Raw genomic sequence first — 18,126 nt, 5'->3', positions numbered from 1 at the left:
GGCTTACAGCCACACGTTCAGCAGGCGCGCACCACGCGCGTTGCTGTCGGCGAAGACTTGGCCCTGGGCACTGAGAAAGCTCTGGCCGCTGGTTCCCTGGTCCCAGAATTGCCCGCGCATGAATACGCTCATGCCCGCACCCGCGAGGCTGATGGGAGGCTGGCTGATCAGGCTCAGACGATGCCAGGCTTCGCCTTCACTGAGCTCTTCGGGCTTGAGGCTGACTTCCGGGGGCGTGGACACGCTCTTGAAGCCGCGCCATGGCTTGTCCCAGGTGTCGCGGCCAATCACCAGTGCCGGCACGGCCACCAATTGCGCACCTTGTTCGTTGAGCTTGCGGTAGTTGTCGGGGTACCAGCTGTCGCTGCCGATCAGGATGCCCAGGCGCCCGGCCGGGGTGTCGATCACGCTGATCGCGTTTTCGTCGCCCGGGGCGATAAAGCCGCGCTCATCGAAGATCGGGTAGAGCTGGCGCTGGGGTTGGCCCAACGGCAAGCCATCGCGGTCGAACACCAGGCTGGTGTTGTACAGCGCGCCATGACCGACCTGCAATTGGCCCTGGCTGACGCTCGGGTTGGGCAGGGCGATGGAGCCGGCCACCAGGGTCACTCCGAACTCTTTGGCCAGACCGCCAAACAGCACCTGGTAATCACGGGCCATGGCCGGCGCCTTCATGCGCAGGTAGGCATCGTCCAGGCGGTTATCGCCCTGGGCACTGATCAGTGCGCGCAGGAACAGCAACGGATTGCTTGCCGACAGCCAGTTCATCGCCTCTTTCAGGCTGGTGGCCTGATACAGCTGGTTTTTTTCGCCGCTGACCATCAACCAGGTGCCGACGTGCTCCGGCAGGACCACGATGGTTTTGTCGTTGATCAGGCCCATGTCCCGGGCATTGCGCAGATAGGCCGAGAGCTTCAGGTGCAGGCGTTCCAGGCTCTGGTAGTCGGCGGGGAACAGCTCCGGCTGGATGCCCAGCAGGTTGCCGTGATCGGCGGGAGTGCCCTCGTTCACCGCCAGGTTGATCCGCAGGTCCGACAGGTAATGCCCCACGGGGCGCTCCTGGGTCCAGACCAGATAGGCGGAAACGGCGGCGACCAGGGCCATGGTCAGGGTCAAAGCAAGTAATTTACGCATGGGGGAACAGACAACAGGCCGTGTGCAGGGTTCGCCCCTAGGGTAGGGCCCGTCGTCCCGCTTGCCAAGGGGCGCTGCACATTTGGATCAATAAGTTGTCAGTTTCAGTCATTGAGCGCTAAGGGCGGGGCTCTTAGTCTGTGGGACATAAACCGATGGCCGGCCATTCGAGCCTGCCACGTCCCGTGATGATCCGTTGTGGAGCTGTACCATGACCGCTGCTGCCTACCCGCACCTGCTGGCCCCGTTGGACCTGGGTTTTACCACCTTGCGCAACCGTACCCTGATGGGGTCGATGCACACCGGCCTTGAAGAAAAGCCCGGCGGCTTCGAGCGCATGGCCGCGTATTTTGCCGAGCGTGCCCGTGGCGGCGTGGGCCTGATGGTCACCGGCGGTATCGGCCCGAACGATGAAGGCGGGGTGTACTCCGGGGCAGCCAAGCTGACCACTGAAGCCGAAGCGCTCAAGCACAAGATCGTCACCCAGGCCGTACACGAGGCGGGCGGCAAGATCTGCATGCAGATCCTTCACGCCGGGCGTTATGCCTACAGCCCCAAGCAGGTTGCGCCGAGTGCGATCCAGGCGCCGATCAACCCGTTCAAGCCCAAGGAGCTGGACGAGGAAGGCATCGAGAAGCAGATCAGCGACTTTGTCACCTGCTCTCTGCTGGCCCAGGTCGCTGAGTACGACGGCGTCGAAATCATGGGTTCCGAAGGTTATTTCATTAACCAATTCCTCGCCGCCCACACCAACCATCGCACCGATCGCTGGGGTGGCGCCTACGAAAACCGTATGCGTTTGCCGGTGGAAATCGTGCGCCGGGTGCGCGAAGCCGTCGGGCCGAATTTCATCATCATCTTCCGCCTGTCGATGCTCGACCTGGTGGAAGGCGGCAGCACCTGGGAAGAAATCGTGCAGTTGGCCAAAGCCATCGAGCAGGCGGGCGCGACGATTATCAATACCGGTATCGGCTGGCATGAAGCACGCATCCCGACCATCGCCACCAAGGTGCCGCGCGGCGCGTTCAGTAAAGTCACGGCCAAGCTGCGTGGCGCGGTGCAGATCCCGTTGATCACCACCAACCGTATCAACACCCCGGAAGTGGCCGAGCAGATCCTCGCCGAGGGCGATGCCGACATGGTGTCCATGGCGCGGCCGTTCCTCGCCGACCCGGAGTTCGTCAACAAGGCCGCCGCTGGCCGGGCCGACGAGATCAATACCTGCATCGGCTGCAACCAGGCCTGCCTGGACCACACCTTCGGTGGCAAATTGACCACCTGCCTGGTCAACCCGCGCGCCTGCTACGAGACCGAGCTCAATTACCTGCCGGTCCAGCAGATCAAGAAAATCGCCGTGGTCGGTGCCGGCCCAGCCGGCCTGGCTGCTGCCACCGTGGCGGCGGAGCGCGGCCATCAGGTGACCCTGTTCGATTCGGCCAGCGAGATCGGTGGCCAGTTCAACGTGGCCAAGCGCGTGCCGGGCAAGGAAGAATTTTTTGAAACCCTGCGTTACTTCAAGCGCAAACTGCAGACCACCCATGTCGAACTGTGCCTCAACACCCGGGTCGATGTAGCGCAACTGGTGGCCGGCGGTTATGACGAGATCATTCTGGCCACCGGTATCGCGCCGCGTACCCCGGCGATTCCTGGCGTGGAAAACCCCAAGGTGCTCAGCTACCTGGACGTGCTTCTGCAGCGTAAACCGGTGGGCAAGCGCGTTGCGGTGATCGGCGCCGGTGGTATCGGCTTCGACGTGTCGGAGTTCCTTGTGCACCAGGGCGTGTCCACCAGCCTGGACCGTGAAGCGTTCTGGAAGGAGTGGGGCATCGACACCCTCCTGCAGGCGCGCGGTGGCGTGGCCGGGATCAAGGCCCAGCCCCATGCCCCGGCGCGTGAGGTGTACTTGCTGCAGCGCAAGGCTTCCAAGGTTGGCGACGGCCTGGGCAAGACCACCGGCTGGATCCACCGTACCGGCCTGAAGAACAAAAAAGTGCAGATGCTCAATAGCGTCGAGTACCTGAAGATCGACGACGCCGGCCTGCACATCCGGATCGGCGCCGAGGGCGAGCCCCAGGTGCTGGCGGTGGACAATATCGTCATCTGCGCCGGCCAAGACCCGTTGCGCGAGTTGCAGGACGGCCTGGTCGCCGCTGGCCAGAACGTGCACCTGATCGGGGGGGCCGACGTGGCTGCCGAGTTGGACGCCAAGCGCGCCATCAACCAGGGCTCGCGCCTCGCCGCCGAGCTGTAAGGCGACACGAGGGGCGGTGTTAGACTACCGCCCCTTTTTTCATGCAGACATGCACTGATGGGTCCTTTCGACTGGCTTCCCCATGCGCCCCTTGAACCTTTGCAACTGGAGTGGCTGAACGGGGTAGAGGTGGCGGTGTTGCGCCTGGACCGCATCGACCCGCTGATCAGCGGCAACAAGTGGTTCAAACTCACCGGGCACCTGGCCGAGGCGCAACAGGCGGGGGCCAGCGGTATCATCAGTCTGGGTGGCGCCTACTCCAATCATCTGCATGCCCTGGCGGCGGCCGGCAAACGCTTCGGTTTTGCCACCGTCGGCCTGCTGCGTGGGCACCCACAAGACACCCCAACCGTCCTCGACCTGCAAGCTTTCGGCATGCAACTGCACTGGCTGGGCTATGGCGGTTACCGCGCGCGCCATGGGCCGGACTTCTGGTTGCCTTGGCGCGAGCGATACCCGGATTTGCATCCCGTGCCCGAGGGCGGCGGCGCAATGACAGGGGCGTTGGGCTGTGGCGTGTTGGTCGAGCAGGTGCGCAGGCAGTTGCACACCCTGGGCTGGGCCGATTACCACGCCTGGTGGCTGGCAGCCGGTACCGGTACCACCCTGGCGGGCCTGGTGCTGGCGGAGGCGGGTGCCCATCTTGTGTACGGGGCCCTGGCGGTGCCGGATGACCACGGCGTTGCGCAGAACGTGCAGGCTATCGTGCAGGGCGGGTATGAGTTGCTGGATGCCAGCCGTGGCGGCTTTGCAAAGGTCGATCCGTTATTGCTTGAGTTTATCCAGGCCACCGAGCGGGCCAGCGGCCTGCCGTTGGAACCGCTTTACACCGGCAAGGCGCTGCTGGCGCTCAAACAACAGATCGAGGCCGGGCGCTTTGCCCCCGGCACTCGCCTGATTTTTGTGCACACCGGTGGCCTGCAAGGCCGCCGGGGTTTTGTGGGTTAACGCTTGGGCAACATGCGCAACACGGTGTTATCCCGCATGAAGTAGTGGTGGTACAGACCCGCCGCGGCATGCAGGCCGATCAGCCAATAACCGAGGGTGCCGCCCAACACATGCCAGCCTTCGATCTGCTTGGCCAGGTCCTTGTTCTCACCAATCAGCGGTGGCAACTCGATCCCGTAGAACCACACCGAATGCCCTTCGGCACTGACGATCAGCCAGCCAAAGATCGGCATGCCGATCATGAACACATACAGCGCCACATGCATCAGCGTCGCCAGCAGGGCTTGCCATTGCGGCGGCGCGGGTAAAATCTTCGGCGCCACGCCAAGGCTGCGGGCAAACAGGCGCAGCCAGACCAGTACGAATACGGTCAGGCCGAACATGAAGTGCATTTCCTTGATCAGGGTGCGGCCGCCGCTACCCTTGGGGAAAATCCCGCGAAACTCAATGGTGGTGTAGACCAGCACCAGCAGCACTAGCATCAGCCAGTGCAAGGCGATGGACATCGTACTGTAACGGGACTCGCTGTTTTTCCACGGCATCGCGTATTTCCTCACTCATCAGGGGCAAACCTCCGTTCTTTGGCGACGAAGTCCCTTTAGCCTAAACCTGTTATGCAAGGTTTGCCCGAGTGAGGGGCGATGTATTGACGTCGATCAGGCGCTTTGCGGCATTTCACCTCGGGCCAGGCGCTGATTGATGTCGGCGATCACGCCGGGCAGGTCGGTGATGGTGTCGATCAGGTAGTGCGGGCGCGAGCCGGCAAACAGCGTTTCGATGCGCTGGCGTTCACTGGCCAGGGTCGCCGGGTCCAGGGCGCGGAACTGCTCGTAGGTCAGGCCCAGGGCGTTGCCTGAGCAGGTCAGCGCCACGGTCCACATCCCGGCGCGGCGGCCTTCGAGGATGCCCGGCACGGTGTCGTCGATCTTCACGCAGGCCGCCACGTCATCGATGCCCAGGGCGATCACGTTGGCCAGGGCTTGGGCCGGCCATGGGCGGCCATTGGGTACTTCGTCGGTGGCCACGACGTGGTCGGCGATGTAGCCGTTGGTGGCGGCCAACTCGACCACTTTGTCCATCACTTGCTTGGGGTAGCCGGAGCAGGAGCCGATCTTGATCCCTTGCGCACGCAGCGCGGCAATGGTCTCCAGGGCGCCGGGAATCAGCGCCGAGTGTTCGGCGATCTTCTCGATCTGCAACGGCATGAAGCGCTCGTAGATGGCGGTCACGTCATCGTCGGTCGGCGTGCGGCCGAAGGCCTTGCGGTAGCGCTCGGCGACTTGCGGCTGATCGCACAGGGTGCGGATGTGGTCCCACTTGCCCATGCCCATCGGGCCACGGGCTTCTTCGATGGAGACCTGCACGTCGAACTCGGCAAACGCTTCGACAAAAATCTGCGTAGGCGCGAAGGAGCCGAAGTCGACCACGGTGCCGGCCCAGTCAAGGATGGCGGCCTGCAGGGTGTTGGGGTTCTGATAGTTCATGGTTTAAATCCTGTCAGTAAGGGGTAGGAGTCGGCTTGCCGGCGATGGCGGCCGTGAGGCCCCGTCGCCGAGGGAATCAGATTTTGAGTACTTCCATCTCTTGCAGCGCCTGGGCAATCGCCGCCACCGCGGCTTGCATCTCGGCCTGGTTGACATGGCCGATGCAGCCGACGCGGAAGGTCTCGACTTGGGTCAATTTGCCCGGATACAGAATGAAACCCTTGGCCTTGACCCGCTCGTAGAAGTCTTTGAACTGGTAGCGCGGATCGTTCGGCGCATGGAAGGTGACGATGATCGGCGCCTGGATCGCGCTCGGCAGGAAGCTGCGCAGGCCCAGGTCGGCCATGCCATCCAGCAGCGTCTGGCAGTTGGCTGCATAGCGCTGATGGCGCGCCGGCAAGCCGCCTTCTTCGTTGTATTGCAGCAGCGCTTCATGCAGGGCGGCCACCACGTGGGTCGGCGGGGTAAAGCGCCATTGCCCGGTCTTGGCCATGTAGGCGTGCTGGTCGAACAAATCCATGGCCAGGGAGTGGCTGTTGCCCTGGGCCGCGGCCAGGGCCTCTTTTTTCGCAAACACAAAACCCATGCCTGGCACGCCTTCCAGGCATTTGCCGGAGGCGGCGATCAGTGCATCGAACGGCACCTGGGCGGCGTCGATGGGCAGCGCGCCAAAGGAGCTCATGGCGTCGATGATCAGGTGCTTGCCGTGGCGCTGGATGACCTGGGCGATCTCCGGCAGTGGGTTGAGGATGCCGGTGCTGGTTTCGCAGTGGATCAGCGCGATATGGGTGATGCTGCTGTCAGCCTGCAACAGCCGGTCGACATCGGCGGCGGTGGTGGGCTGGTCTTCGGCGGTTTCGAAGGTGCTGAACGGGCGGCCCAGCACTTCGCAGATCTTCGCCAGGCGCTTGCCGTACGCGCCGTTGATCAGCACCAGTACCTTGCCATCGCGGGGTACCAGGGTGCCGATGGCCGCTTCGACGGCGAACGTGCCGCTGCCCTGCAAGGGCACGCAGTGATGGCTGTCGCCACCGTTGATGATCGCCAGCAGTTGCTCGCAGAGGCTGGCGGTCAGTTGGTTGAAGCGGTCATCCCACGAACCCCAGTCAACCATCATCGCCTGGCGGGTGCGGGCGGAGGTGGTCAGGGGCCCAGGTGTGAGCAGGATCGGCGCGGCAGTACTCATTCTCATGTCCTCGCAAAGCAGTGGGATGAAGCTACGGGACATAAATTGCAGTTTGGCTTGTCATCAATCAAATTGTTTGTTGTTATGCCAGCCATCAGTGAGGCCGATAGCTATGAATCTTTTCCAACTCCGTGCATTTGACGCCGTGGCCCGGGACGGCAGTTTTACCCGTGCCGCCGCACGCCTGTTTATCAGCCAGCCAGCCGTGACCGGGCATATCAAGGCGCTGGAAGAGCACTACCAGATCACCCTGCTGCGGCGTACCGCGCGGCGCGTCGAGTTGACGGAGGAGGGCATCAAGCTGGCGGCCATTACCCGCAGTATCTTCGGCCTGGTGGATGAAGCGCAGACCCTGCTCGAAGCCAACCGCCAATTGCTCACCGGGCGCCTGGAAGTGGCGGCGGATGGCCCGCATATGGTCATGCCGATGCTGGCCAAGCTGCGTGCCCGTTACCCGGGGATTACCGTCAACCTGCGCCTGGGCAATGCCCAGGAAACCCTGGCGGCGCTGCTGTCCGAGCACGCGGATGTGGCCGTGTTGACCGAAGTCGAGCCGCGCAAGGGCGTGCACCTGCAACCCTTGAACGAATCCCGTATCTGCGCCTTGGTACCGGCTGGCCATCCGTGGCTGGCGGACCCGGCGGGTATCCGTCTGGAGCAGTTGGACCAGGTGATCATGGTACTGCGCGAGCCCAGTTCCATTACCCGCCGCACCTTCGACGACGCCTGTGCCAAGGCCAGCGTGCAGCCCAGGGTGTTGCTGGAACTGGACAGCCGCGAAGCGGTGACGGAAGCGGTGGCTGCCGAGTTGGGGGTGGGCGTGGTGTCGTCGGTGGAAGTCAGCCGCGATCCGCGGGTGCATGCTATTCCCATCCGTGGCGACGGGCTGCTGAACCAACATATGCTCGGCTGCATGGAGCGGCGCCGGGAATTGCGCTTGATTCAGGCGTTCTTCGAGTTGGCTTCAGGCTGATCTTCGCGCAGGCTTTCGCGGACAATCTCCAGAAAGGTCGCCACTACCCGCCGCGAACTCTGTTCCTTGAGGCACACCAGTGTTTCCTTCATGCGCTGGGTGCAGTCGCGGATGGGCATGGCATACACCCGTGAATCGGCGCCGAACTCCGACGCCGACACCACGCCCACGCCAATCCCCACCACCACGGCCTCGCGCGCGGCTTCGCGGCCTTCCACCTGGATCGCCGGGCGGATGCGCAGCCCGGCCTGGTGCATCTCGCGCTCCAGGGTCTGACGGGTCACCGAGCCGGTTTCCCGCAGGACCAGAGGCGTGTCGTCCAGATCCGCCAGTTCGATGGACTCGCGCCCGGCCCACGGGTGGTTGCGGGCGACGAACGCCAGCATCGGGTCATCACGCAAGGGGATCGAGAGCAGGCGCTCATCGTCGACGTCACGCCCCACCAACGCCAGGTCGGCCTGATAGTTGTAGAGGCGGTACAGCGCATCATCGGTGTTGCCGGTCTCGATTTTCACGGTGATTCCCGGATAACGTTCGCAAAACCGGGCGATTTGCGGCAGCACATGCACCGGGGCGTCCACCGCCAGGGTCAGGCTGCCGGTTTGCAGGGCCTTGGAGTCTTGCAGCAGCTCCTGGGCTTCGGCGGCGATGACAAACAGGCGCTGGGTGATACTCAGCAGGCGCTCGCCGAGGTCGGTCAGGCGCACCGAGCGTTTGTTGCGATGGAACAGCAGCACGCCAAAACGCTCTTCAAGCTTGCGCACTTGGTCGGAAATGGCCGGCTGGGTGAGGAACAACCGTTCGGCCGCCAACGTGAAACTGCCATGGACAGCCACGGCATGGAAGGCTTTGAGTTGGGCGTGGGAAACCGACATGGCGCGACCTCTTACAAGCTGAGCTTATATTTGAAATACGATAAATCGATTTTACCTATTAGTCAGCCATTGCTTTGATAGCCCTCAGTCGCCGTAGGTTGAGTCCTACAACTTCGGCGATCATGAGCCCTTGCGTGCAACCTTGCAGGACTCATCTGACCAGTACCCGGTGCTCTGCCACCCGGTACTGCAGTGCAAAACAATAAAAACACAGGCAATTGCTTCCGATTCTGCCGGCACACTCACACCTGAGGTCAGAACCACCATGAATATCCCTATGGGTAGCATCAAGCGTTGGCGCGTGCAGATTTTCGCCATCACCTGGCTGGCATATGCCGCTTTCTATTTCACCCGCAAAGCATTTTCCGTGGCCAAGTTAGGGATCGTTGACGACCCGAGTTTCCCGCTGGACAAGATGATGATGGCCAACCTGGATGGCCTGTACCTGGCGGCCTATGCCGTCGGCCAGTTCACCTGGGGCATACTCGCCGACCGTTTCGGCCCACGGGTGGTGGTGTTGGGCGGGCTGGTGATTTCGGCGGCTGCCGCCCTGGTCATGGGCACGTTTGCCACCTTGCCGATCTTTGTCACGTGCATGTTGATCCAGGGGTTGGCGCAATCCACCGGCTGGTCGGGGCTGTGCAAGAACCTCGGTAGTTTCTTCCCGGCGCAACAGCGCGGGCGGGTGCTGGGCTTGTGGAGCTCGTGTTACGCGTTTGGCGGGCTGGTGGCCTCGCCCTTTGCCGGCTGGTGGGCCTACACCCTGATTGGCAGTTGGCACGCGGCATTTATCTCCAGTGCCGCGGTGGTGGCGGTGGTGGCGGTGCTGTTCTTTATTTTCCAGCGCAACACGCCACAGGACGTTGGCCTGCCAGAAGTGGAGCCCGAGCCGGCAATGAGCGCCGAAGAGCAGGCGGCGGCGAAAAAAATCAGCATCCTTGAGCCATTGCGCGAGATCTTGCGCAACCGCACGGTGCTGACCCTGGGCCTGGCGTACTTCCTGTTGAAACCGGCGCGTTACGCGATCCTGTTGTGGGGCCCGGTGATTGTCTATGAGCAGATGCCCTCGGTGGGCAAGGTCGGCGCGGCCATTGTGCCCACGGCGTTCGAGCTGGCGGGGTTGTTGGGGCCGATCATGATTGGCCTGGCGTCCGACAAACTGTTCGGCGCCCGGCGCATGCCGGCCTGTGTTCTCAGTTTGTTGGCGCTGACCGTGTCCCTGGCGCTGTTTATGGGGGCGTTGCATACCGGCAGTGTGATGTTGGTGATGGCTTTGCTGTTTGTCATGGGCCTGACCCTGTACGGGCCGGACTCGATGATCAGCAGCACGGCGGCCATTGACTTCGGTACCGCCAAGGCCGGCGCTACGGCGGCGGGTTTCGTCAACGGTTGCGGCTCGGTGGGCGCGATCCTCGGTGGCCTGCTGCCGGGCTACTTCGACACGGTGACGGTGTTTATCGTGTTCGCCGGCGCCGCCCTGTTTTCCTCGCTGGTGCTGATGCCTTATTGGAACGCCCGGCCTGCGGTATTGGCGCAAGTGGGCGACTTTGTGCCGGATCGCACTGTGGCAATCAAACCCCTGCGCACCTGAGGTACCTGCAACGCTGGCCGGTTTTTTGGTGGAACGATGGGTTCTTGCCCTATAAACTCTGCGGCCAAAGCGCCGGCCAGTAGACGTCTCGGCGCCACGGATATCAAGAGAGTGAGTCATGGGCGCACAGTGGAAGGTTAAACATAAAGAAGCGGCATCCAATGCCAAGGGCAAGATTTTCGGCAAGCTGGTGAAGGAAATCACCATTGCCGCCCGTAACGGTGCGGACACCGCGACCAACGCCCACCTGCGTCTGGTGGTCGAGCAGGCCAAAAAGGCCTCGATGCCCAAGGAAACCCTGGAGCGCGCAATCAAGAAAGGCGCGGGCCTGCTCGGCGAGACCGTGCAGTACCATCGCGTGACTTATGAAGGGTTCGCCCCGCACCAGGTGCCGTTGATCGTTGAATGCGTGACCGACAACATCAACCGCACCGTGGCGGAAATCCGCGTAGCTTTCCGCAAGGGGCAACTCGGAGCTTCGGGCTCGGTGGCCTGGGACTTTAACCATGTAGGGCTGATCGAGGCCTCGCCGGACACCCCCGATGCCGACCCGGAAATGGCCGCCATCGAAGCCGGTGCCCAGGACTTTGAAGAAGGTGAAGAAGAGGGCACGACCCTTTTCATCACCGAGACCACCGACCTGGACGCGGTGCAGAAGGCGTTGCCGGAGCAGGGTTTTACCGTGTTGTCGGCGAAGTTGGGCTACCTCGCGAAAAACCCGGTCAGCGGCCTGAGCGACGAGCAGATGGCTGAAGTCGAAGCCTTCCTGGAAGGCCTGGACAACCATGACGACGTGCAGGACATGTTCGTCGGCCTGGCGGGCTAAACCCGGCCTGGAATTATGGGCACGGGCTTGTTTGGGAGCGGGTTTGCCCGCGATTGCGGTGTATCAGATGGCACATCAGCTGGCTGACCCACTGCTATCGCGGGCAAGCCCGCTCCCACATAAGCCCGCTTCCGCATTTGCAGGGCGTTTCAGAGTGAGGACAGCAGTGCCTCGATCTCTTCGAACGCCGGACGCGCCAGCACCTGCGGCTGGCAGCAGCGGTCCCGCAGCGCCTCCAGCACCTGGCGCTGGTCATTGCTCAAACCTGCATCAATGCGCTCCAGCAACTCCCCCAGCAACACCCCGAACGCCCGCACTTCAATGCGCTGCAACGCCCTGGTTTCCAAGGTGTCGGCCGTGGCATGGAATGACGCCGCGCCAAAGTCCCCCAGCAAACAATCACCCCCGGCATTCCACAGGATATTGTGGCCATACAGGTCGCCATGGGTGATGCCGTGCCGGTGCAGGTGTGCGGCCACGGAGGCGATGCCGCGCGCCATGCGCAACGCCACAGCCACGCTGAAACGGCTGGCGGGGTCGTAGATGTCCCGTGTGCAGGACGCCAGGCTGGGCAGGCCGGCGAGGTTGCGGTAGCTCGGGTCGATCAGGTCCATCACCAGCGCGGCCTGGTCATCGGGGTGGCCGATTACCCGGCCTTGCACCTTGATCAGGTTGGGGTGCAGCCCGGCGGCAATGCAGGCCTGCATTTCATGCAGCGGTGAACCGTCGCTGGTGATGGTGCCCTTATAGAGTTTGACCGCGACCGGCTCGTTCGACGGTTTGCGCAGTGCCTTGCGAATCACCCCCGAGGCGCCTTCGCCGAGCACCTCGGCCAGCTCCAGTTCGGCCCAGGGAATATTCGCTGTGTTGTCGTCAATTGCCAGTTCGACCGCGCTTTCCACCGGGTTGCCGGCATAGGCCAGCCAGGTCAGGCGCGGCAGCGTCAGCAGCCATTGCGGCAATTGCGTCAGGCGGTTGGCGGCGATGCGCAGCAGTTCGAGGTTATGGCACTGGGCCAGGCTCGCCGGCAGTTGCTCCAGGCGATTACCGGCCAGCATGAGTTTTTGCAGCAGCGGCCGTTCGCCGAGTTCATCCGGCAAGTGGCTGAGACGGTTATCGGTGAGGATCAACCAACGCAATTGCGGCGGCAGTGCAGCAGCCGACACCTGCTCGATCTGGTTGGCCTTGAAGCCGACCATGCTCAATTGCTGGCATTGCCCCAGGCACGCCGGCAGTTCGGTGAAGGCGTTGTCCGAGCAAAACAGCACGCGCAGGTGGGGCAGCCGGTGCAGGTCGTCGGGCAGGCTGCGCAGGGCGTTGCCGCTCAGGTTGAGGATTTCCAGGGAGTCGGCCAGGTCGAAGATTTCCCGGGGGAACTGCGTCAGGCCGCAGGACAGGTCCAGGCGCTTGATGCCAGCCAGTTGGCCAGCCTTGAGTTGGGCAAGGGTATCCATGAACAGCTTAGGTCACTCGACAAGGTCAAAGGCGCTCATGATAGCGACTTGAGCGCCAGCGGGCTGACTTGTTGCAACTGCCCCAGGCGGCTGCGGGTGCGCGCCAGGTCAATCGCCTGGCCTTGCAGGGCATCGTCCAGTGGCTGTTGGCCCAGCAGGGTCAGGTGCTTGTCCTGGTCGTACAGCACGTCGATCAGGTTGATAAAGCGCTGTTGCACGGCAATCGGGCAATCGCCGAGCAGCGGCAGGTCGTCGATGATCCAGTGGTCGAAATCCTCGCACAGCAGCAGGTAATCCATCACGGCGGTGGGCTGTTCGCACAGGTCGTTGAAGGTCAAGGCCAGGCTGCGCGCCTGGTGCCAGCGCACCTGCAGTTGCCGCGAGCCGACCGCCAGCGCCAGGGGCGGGCCATCGGTGGCGGGCAGCCCCAGCTCACGGCGCTGGGCCGGGGCGCCCGGCCACACGTACTGGCCATGGGTGAAGCGCTGCAGCTGGTGGTTCTGCGCCAGGCCCCGGTAGTCCTGAGGCGCGCTGACTTCCATGACGTCCATGCGCGCGCTGATCAAGTCAATCACCGGCTTGAAGCGCTGATGGTACAGCGGGTTGGGCAGCAAGCCCTGGGGCGGGTAATTGGAGGTGACCAGCAGCAGGATGCCCCGTTGGAACAGGGCCTTGAACAGGCGGGTGATCAACATCGCGTCGCCGATGTCATGCACATGGAACTCGTCGAAACACAGCACCCGGCAGCCGTCGAGCAATTGATCCAGGGTGGCGCCCAGGGTATCGGCCTGCTGGCGGTGGGCAAACATGCCGCGGTGCAGGCGGGCGAAAAAGTCGTGGAAATGTACCCGCTGCTTGTCAGGCAACGGCAGGGCCTGGAAAAACCCGTCCAGCAGCCAGCTTTTGCCCCGGCCGACAGCGCCGTGCAGGTACAGGCTGCGGGTCGGGCGCTGGGCCAGCAGGTGTGCGGCCTGCCGCGCCATAGCGTCGATCACCTGCACCTGGCTGGGGCTGAGGGTGTAGCCCTGTTGCCGAGCCTTGTCCGCGAAGAAGCGCTGAATGGCTGGCGCGCTGTCGTGGGCGGTTTTTTTGCCCAGCAGGCGTTTGAGCAGGGGCAGGCGCCGGGGGCGGCTCTCTCGAAAAGGCATGGCGTTGGCGTCCTAGAACCGGGTGGTCTGCTTGAGCAATGGGGTGGTCGGCTCGTCCTCCGGGCTGACCATCGCATAGTTGTAGCCGGGGCTGGACCAGTATTCGGCCTGCAGTCCATCGGCACTGCGGCTGCCCCGTGGCAGCAGGGTGTTTTGCGGGCCGGGCGGGCGAATATAAAAACTGATGCGCCGGCCCTGCGGGTTCTCGTAAAGCACCATCGCTGCCGCGCCCTGATCGGTGCTGAGCAGCCGTGCGCTGACCGGGCTGAAGCCGGCCTCGCTGAGGTCTGGCAGGCGATGGGCCTGGGCGAAGTAACGGTCGAGCCAGGCTTGCATATCGCCATTGCCCTGCACCTGGTAATCGGCGGGCATGATTGGGTTCTGGGCAAACAGGCGGTACGCCTGCATGGCGTCGGTCATCGGCAGTGCGCTGGCGACCAGGGTCGCCTGCCGCGCTTGCCAGCCACCCAGGCCGCCCAGGCCGACGGCGAGCACCAGCATGGCGGCAGTGGCCAGCTGGCGGCGCGACTGGTGCTTGAGACGCTGGCGAATCTGCGCCGGATCCAACTCGGGGTTGGCCGCTGGCGGCGCACCGATGGCCGTGCGCAGGTGCTGGGCATCCTGTTGCCAGGCGTGGACCTGGGCCGCGACCTCGGGGTGGGCGGCGAGCCAGATCTGCAGTTGGCGGCGATCCGGCTCGCTGAGCTGGTGATCGACGTACGCGTGCAGGTCGCGTTCGTTGGGGGGCAGGCTGATCATTTGAGTATCCGCAGGGAAGGGCGGGTGATGTCACCGTCGCTGAGCTGGCGCAAGGCCTGGCGGGCACGGGACAGGCGTGACATCACGGTGCCGATGGGCACGTCGAGGATATGGGCGACTTCCTTGTAGCTCAAGCCTTCCACCGAAACCCACAGCAGCAGGGCGCGTTGCTCGCTGCTCAACTGGTCGAAGGCTTGCAGGGTCGATTGGGCGATCACCGTACGTTCGACTGACGGTTGCGCGTCATCACGACCGGTGAAGAACTCCAGCATCCGCGCATAACGCCGCGAACGCCGGTGCGCGTCGAGGAACTGCCGGTAGAGGATCGAGAACAGCCAGGCGCGCAAATCGCCGTCGACGCGCTTGTTGCGCCAACTGACGATGGCGCGCTCAAGCGTGGCCTGCACCAGGTCGTCGGCGCTGCTGGGGTTGCGTGTCAGGGATACGGCAAAGCGCCGTAGCCTGGGGAGGAGTTCACGCAATGAGTCGTCGAGTTCGTGCATGGCAATCTTGGTCACTGTGCTTGGACCAGGAAGACGTCCGGCCTTGGAGGTTATTCCAGGGATTGAAAAATAAACAGTGCGGGTGGGAATAGAGCGTGTCGACGCTCGTCCTGCTTCTCTCTCACCTGTGGCCGCTGGCCCTGGAGCACTGCATGCCAGATCAACCATCCCCCTTACGCCCGCCGCTGGGGCGCGCCAGCCTGATGCTGCGCCTGGCCGCTATCGGCGTGGTCGTCGGCGCCGCCGCCGGGGCGTTTGCCTACGTCAACGGTACACTCGACCCGCAGCGGTTGCGCCCCCAGGCCCTGGTCAATGCCCTGGAAACCAATAACGGCGTGCACCCCGGCTACCGGCGCAACCATTCCAAGGGTGTATGCGTGGCGGGCTATTTCGAGAGCAGTCCTGCGGCGCGTGCCTATTCCCGTGCGCAGGTATTCAGCGAGGCCCGCACCCCGGTGATCGGCCGTTTTGCCTTGCCCAGCGGCAACCCCTATGCCCCGGACAGCAGCGTGCCGATCCGCAGCCTGGCCGTGCAGTTCAACCAGGCCAACGGCCAGCAATGGCGCAGCGGGATGAACAGCATGCCAGTGTTCCCGGTGGGCACGCCCGAGGCGTTCTACCAGATGCTCAAGGCGGGGACTCCCGACCCGGCGACCGGCAAGCCGAACCCGGCCAGTATGCCGGCGTTTTTTGCCAGCCATCCGGAGACGGCGCCGTTCCTGGCCTGGGTCAAGACGGCCAGGCCGTCAGCCAGCTATGCCACCGAGCGTTACAACGGCATCAATGCGTTTTACCTGGTGAATGCCGACGGGCAGCGCCAGGCCGTGCGCTGGGGGCTGGTGCCGATGAGCCAGGACGTCAGCGCAGCCGCTGCGCCGCCAGGGGCGGATTTCCTCCAGGCCGACCTGGAGCAACGATTGGCGGCCGGCCCCCTGCGCTGGCAGTTGCAGATCACCCTGGCCAACCCCTTAGACCCGGTGGATGACGCCAGCAAGGCCTGGTCTGGGGCGCACACGGTGCTGGATGCCGGCACCCTGGTACTCGAGCGCAGTCAGCCACAGTTGGACGGTGATTGCCGCGATATCAACTTTGACCCGCTGATCCTGCCCAGTGGTATCGAAGCCTCCAATGACCCGCTGCTGGCTGCACGTTCTGCTGCCTATGCCAGTTCCTACCTGCGCCGTACCGGCGAAGTCAGCCAGTTGCACAGCGCCTCTCAGGAGTCCCAGCCATGAAGACTCAACCACGGTTTTTCGCCCCGCTGGCGCGCCTGCTGCACTGGCTGATGGCGCTGATGGTCCTTGCCATGCTGTTTATCGGTGCTGGCATGGTGGCCTCGGTGTCCCAGCGCCATGCATGGTTGTTGCACCTGCACAAGCCATTGGGCATTGCGATTCTGCTGTTGGTGATCGTGCGCCTGGTGGTGCGCTTTGCTACCCGCCAGCCGCCGCTGCCTGCCGATTTGCCGGCGTGGCAGGTGTTGGCGGCCAAGGCGTCGCATCTGCTGCTGTATGGCTTGATGCTGGCGCTGCCGTTGTTGGGATGGGCGATGATTTCGGCGGCCGGTGACCCAGTGATGCTGAGCAGTTCTTTGCAGTTACCGGCGTGGGTGCCGGCCAACGCGCAGTTGTTTGCAATTCTGCGCAAGGCCCATGGGTATCTCGCCTATTTGCTGTTCCTCACGGTGTTGCTGCATTTGGCGGCGGCGTTGTTCCATGGCTGGATTCGCCGGGATGGCGTTTTGCAAAGCATGCTCGGCAAGGACTGAGCCCCGAGGGTTGCCCACCAGTATCCCAGGGCCAGTAGGTTGATGGCGGCGCCCAGGGCACAAACGCCGAGCCAGCCGGCCCAGGCGTACATCAGGGTGGCGCCGAGCGAGCCCAGGGCGCTGCCTGCCGAATAGAACAGCATGTAGCCGGCAGCCAGGCGGCTCTGGGCTTCGGGGCGCACGCTGTAGATCAGGCTTTGGCTGGTGACATGCACGGCTTGCAGGCCGAGGTCGAAGGCAATCACCCCAAGCAACAGTGCCCACAACGAAGACTGGGTCAAGGCGATGGGCAGCCAAGACACCAGCATCAGCGCCAGGGCCGCGCCGCTGGTCCACTGTGCCCAGCCTCGGTCAGCCAGGCGCCCGGCATGGGCCGCTCCCAGCGCGCCGGCGGCACCGGCAAGGCCGAACAGGCCGATCTGGGTGTGGGACAACGACAGCGGCGGGGCGCTCAAGGGCAATACCAAGGGCGTCCATAGCACCGTGCCCGCGGCAAAAATCAGCAAGGCCAGCACTGCGCGGTCGCGCAGCACTTTTTCCTCGCGCAACAGGCTGAACACCGAGCCGAGCAACTGGCGATAGGCGCCTGGCGCCCGGGGCTGCTCGGTAGCGGGCAAGACACGCCAGAGCAGCAGCGCCATCAGCAACGTCAAGCCAGCCGACAGCAGGTACACCGAGCGCCAGCCGGCCAGGTCCGCCATGAGCCCGGACACCGTGCGCGCCAGCAGCAAGCCAACCACGATGCCACTGGTCACCAGGCCCACCACATGCCCCCGTTGCTCGGGGCGCGCCAGGTTTGCGGCGTAGGCCACCAACACCTGGGCCACCACGGCGAGCAAGCCCGTCAGCAACAGGCCAGCCAGAAACCCCACGCTGCTGTTGGACAGGGCGACCAGCAATACCGCGCCGGTGGACAGCAGTAACTGGCCGACGATCAAGTGCCGACGGTTGAGCAGATCGCCCAACGGCACCAGCAGTAATAAACCGAGGCCATAGCCGACCTGGGTCAGGCTGATCACGATGCCGACGGTGGCGGGGTCCATGGCGAACGTCGTGGCCATGGCATCCAGCAGGGGTTGGGCGTAATAGACGTTTGCCACCGACAGGCCGCAGGCAATGGCGAACAGCAGCACCACGGCGCCGCTTAACGATGATTGGGGCATGCTGAGTTCTCATTGTGGTTGTTAAATAAAACCAGTTGTACGGTAGGTATTCCGGTTTTATAT

The 18,126-nt window shown here is 63.6% G+C and carries 17 protein-coding genes; 7 read left to right on the top strand and 10 right to left on the bottom strand.

Annotated elements, in window-relative coordinates:
* Window positions 1-3 precede the first annotated feature (3 nt).
* Window positions 4-1,134 (bottom strand): carbon-nitrogen hydrolase family protein, encoded by a 1,131-nt coding sequence (locus HU773_RS16755; protein ID WP_057441515.1) that lies wholly within the window; start codon window positions 1,132-1,134, stop codon window positions 4-6.
* A gap of 211 nt (window positions 1,135-1,345) precedes the next feature.
* Between HU773_RS16755 and HU773_RS16750 the strand changes: the two genes are divergently transcribed.
* Window positions 1,346-3,385 carry an NADPH-dependent 2,4-dienoyl-CoA reductase gene (locus HU773_RS16750; RefSeq protein ID WP_115128504.1) on the top strand — a complete coding sequence of 680 codons (2,040 nt, stop codon included), beginning with the start codon at window positions 1,346-1,348 and terminating at the stop codon, window positions 3,383-3,385.
* 57 nt (window positions 3,386-3,442) lie between these two features.
* Window positions 3,443-4,333 carry a 1-aminocyclopropane-1-carboxylate deaminase/D-cysteine desulfhydrase gene (locus tag HU773_RS16745; RefSeq protein ID WP_057960054.1) on the top strand — a complete coding sequence of 297 codons (891 nt, stop codon included), beginning with the start codon at window positions 3,443-3,445 and terminating at the stop codon, window positions 4,331-4,333.
* Here the strand turns inward: HU773_RS16745 and HU773_RS16740 are convergent.
* From HU773_RS16740 to HU773_RS16730, 3 genes are all read right to left on the bottom strand, one after another.
* A complete protein-coding gene (locus HU773_RS16740; protein ID WP_057960053.1) occupies window positions 4,330-4,875 on the bottom strand; it encodes a cytochrome b in 546 nt (181 codons plus the stop codon). The two genes, HU773_RS16745 and HU773_RS16740, sit on opposite strands and share 4 nt — an antisense overlap.
* Before the next feature lie 114 nt (window positions 4,876-4,989).
* The gene (gene phnX, locus HU773_RS16735) at window positions 4,990-5,817 is read right to left on the bottom strand and encodes a phosphonoacetaldehyde hydrolase (protein ID WP_057441522.1); all 828 of its coding nucleotides are present in this window, start codon (window positions 5,815-5,817) and stop codon (window positions 4,990-4,992) included.
* A 76-nt stretch (window positions 5,818-5,893) separates the two neighbouring features.
* Window positions 5,894-7,003: a 2-aminoethylphosphonate--pyruvate transaminase gene (locus HU773_RS16730; RefSeq protein WP_128593479.1), complete on the bottom strand. Its 1,110-nt coding sequence runs from the start codon at window positions 7,001-7,003 to the stop codon at window positions 5,894-5,896.
* A gap of 112 nt (window positions 7,004-7,115) precedes the next feature.
* Here HU773_RS16730 and HU773_RS16725 point away from each other — a divergent pair, with 112 nt between their 5' ends.
* Window positions 7,116-7,976, top strand: coding sequence for a LysR substrate-binding domain-containing protein (locus HU773_RS16725; protein ID WP_120733508.1), 861 nt, complete (start codon window positions 7,116-7,118; stop codon window positions 7,974-7,976).
* Here the strand turns inward: HU773_RS16725 and HU773_RS16720 are convergent.
* Window positions 7,946-8,851 carry a LysR substrate-binding domain-containing protein gene (locus HU773_RS16720; protein WP_057441524.1) on the bottom strand — a complete coding sequence of 302 codons (906 nt, stop codon included), beginning with the start codon at window positions 8,849-8,851 and terminating at the stop codon, window positions 7,946-7,948. The two genes, HU773_RS16725 and HU773_RS16720, sit on opposite strands and share 31 nt — an antisense overlap.
* Window positions 8,852-9,116: 265 nt before the next feature.
* On the opposite strand from HU773_RS16720, the gene HU773_RS16715 reads away from it, so the two are divergent.
* Together HU773_RS16715 and HU773_RS16710 are read left to right on the top strand one after the other, a co-directional pair.
* The gene (locus HU773_RS16715; RefSeq protein WP_186625809.1) at window positions 9,117-10,442 is read left to right on the top strand and encodes an MFS transporter; all 1,326 of its coding nucleotides are present in this window, start codon (window positions 9,117-9,119) and stop codon (window positions 10,440-10,442) included.
* Between the two features lie 118 nt (window positions 10,443-10,560).
* Window positions 10,561-11,268 carry a YebC/PmpR family DNA-binding transcriptional regulator gene (locus HU773_RS16710; protein ID WP_057441529.1) on the top strand — a complete coding sequence of 236 codons (708 nt, stop codon included), beginning with the start codon at window positions 10,561-10,563 and terminating at the stop codon, window positions 11,266-11,268.
* A 149-nt stretch (window positions 11,269-11,417) separates the two neighbouring features.
* Here HU773_RS16710 and HU773_RS16705 read toward each other — a convergent pair whose 3' ends face one another.
* The 4 genes from HU773_RS16705 to HU773_RS16690 are packed head-to-tail and all read right to left on the bottom strand — an operon-like array spanning window position 11,418 to window position 15,132.
* A complete protein-coding gene (locus tag HU773_RS16705) occupies window positions 11,418-12,722 on the bottom strand; it encodes a protein kinase (protein ID WP_186625808.1) in 1,305 nt (434 codons plus the stop codon).
* 35 nt (window positions 12,723-12,757) lie between these two features.
* A complete protein-coding gene (gene zapE / locus HU773_RS16700) occupies window positions 12,758-13,870 on the bottom strand; it encodes a cell division protein ZapE (protein ID WP_057960050.1) in 1,113 nt (370 codons plus the stop codon).
* Between the two features lie 12 nt (window positions 13,871-13,882).
* The gene (locus HU773_RS16695; protein ID WP_057960049.1) at window positions 13,883-14,629 is read right to left on the bottom strand and encodes an anti-sigma factor family protein; all 747 of its coding nucleotides are present in this window, start codon (window positions 14,627-14,629) and stop codon (window positions 13,883-13,885) included.
* Window positions 14,626-15,132: a sigma-70 family RNA polymerase sigma factor gene (locus HU773_RS16690; RefSeq protein ID WP_057441590.1), complete on the bottom strand. Its 507-nt coding sequence runs from the start codon at window positions 15,130-15,132 to the stop codon at window positions 14,626-14,628. The genes HU773_RS16695 and HU773_RS16690 overlap by 4 nt, the downstream gene beginning before the upstream one ends.
* Window positions 15,133-15,284: 152 nt before the next feature.
* On the opposite strand from HU773_RS16690, the gene HU773_RS16685 reads away from it, so the two are divergent.
* The gene (locus tag HU773_RS16685; RefSeq protein WP_057960048.1) at window positions 15,285-16,367 is read left to right on the top strand and encodes a catalase family peroxidase; all 1,083 of its coding nucleotides are present in this window, start codon (window positions 15,285-15,287) and stop codon (window positions 16,365-16,367) included.
* Window positions 16,364-16,900 (top strand): cytochrome b, encoded by a 537-nt coding sequence (locus HU773_RS16680; RefSeq protein ID WP_081044274.1) that lies wholly within the window; start codon window positions 16,364-16,366, stop codon window positions 16,898-16,900. The genes HU773_RS16685 and HU773_RS16680 overlap by 4 nt, the downstream gene beginning before the upstream one ends.
* On the opposite strand, the gene HU773_RS16675 is transcribed toward HU773_RS16680, so the two are convergent.
* Window positions 16,798-18,063 (bottom strand): MFS transporter, encoded by a 1,266-nt coding sequence (locus HU773_RS16675; protein WP_120733501.1) that lies wholly within the window; start codon window positions 18,061-18,063, stop codon window positions 16,798-16,800. The two genes, HU773_RS16680 and HU773_RS16675, sit on opposite strands and share 103 nt — an antisense overlap.
* Between the last annotated feature and the right edge of the window lie 63 nt (window positions 18,064-18,126).

This window comes from Pseudomonas shahriarae (genome assembly GCF_014268455.2).
GTDB lineage: Bacteria > Pseudomonadota > Gammaproteobacteria > Pseudomonadales > Pseudomonadaceae > Aquipseudomonas > Aquipseudomonas shahriarae.
The sequence above is the reverse complement of the archived record's forward strand: the minus strand, read 5'-3'. Positions and strand labels throughout refer to the sequence as shown.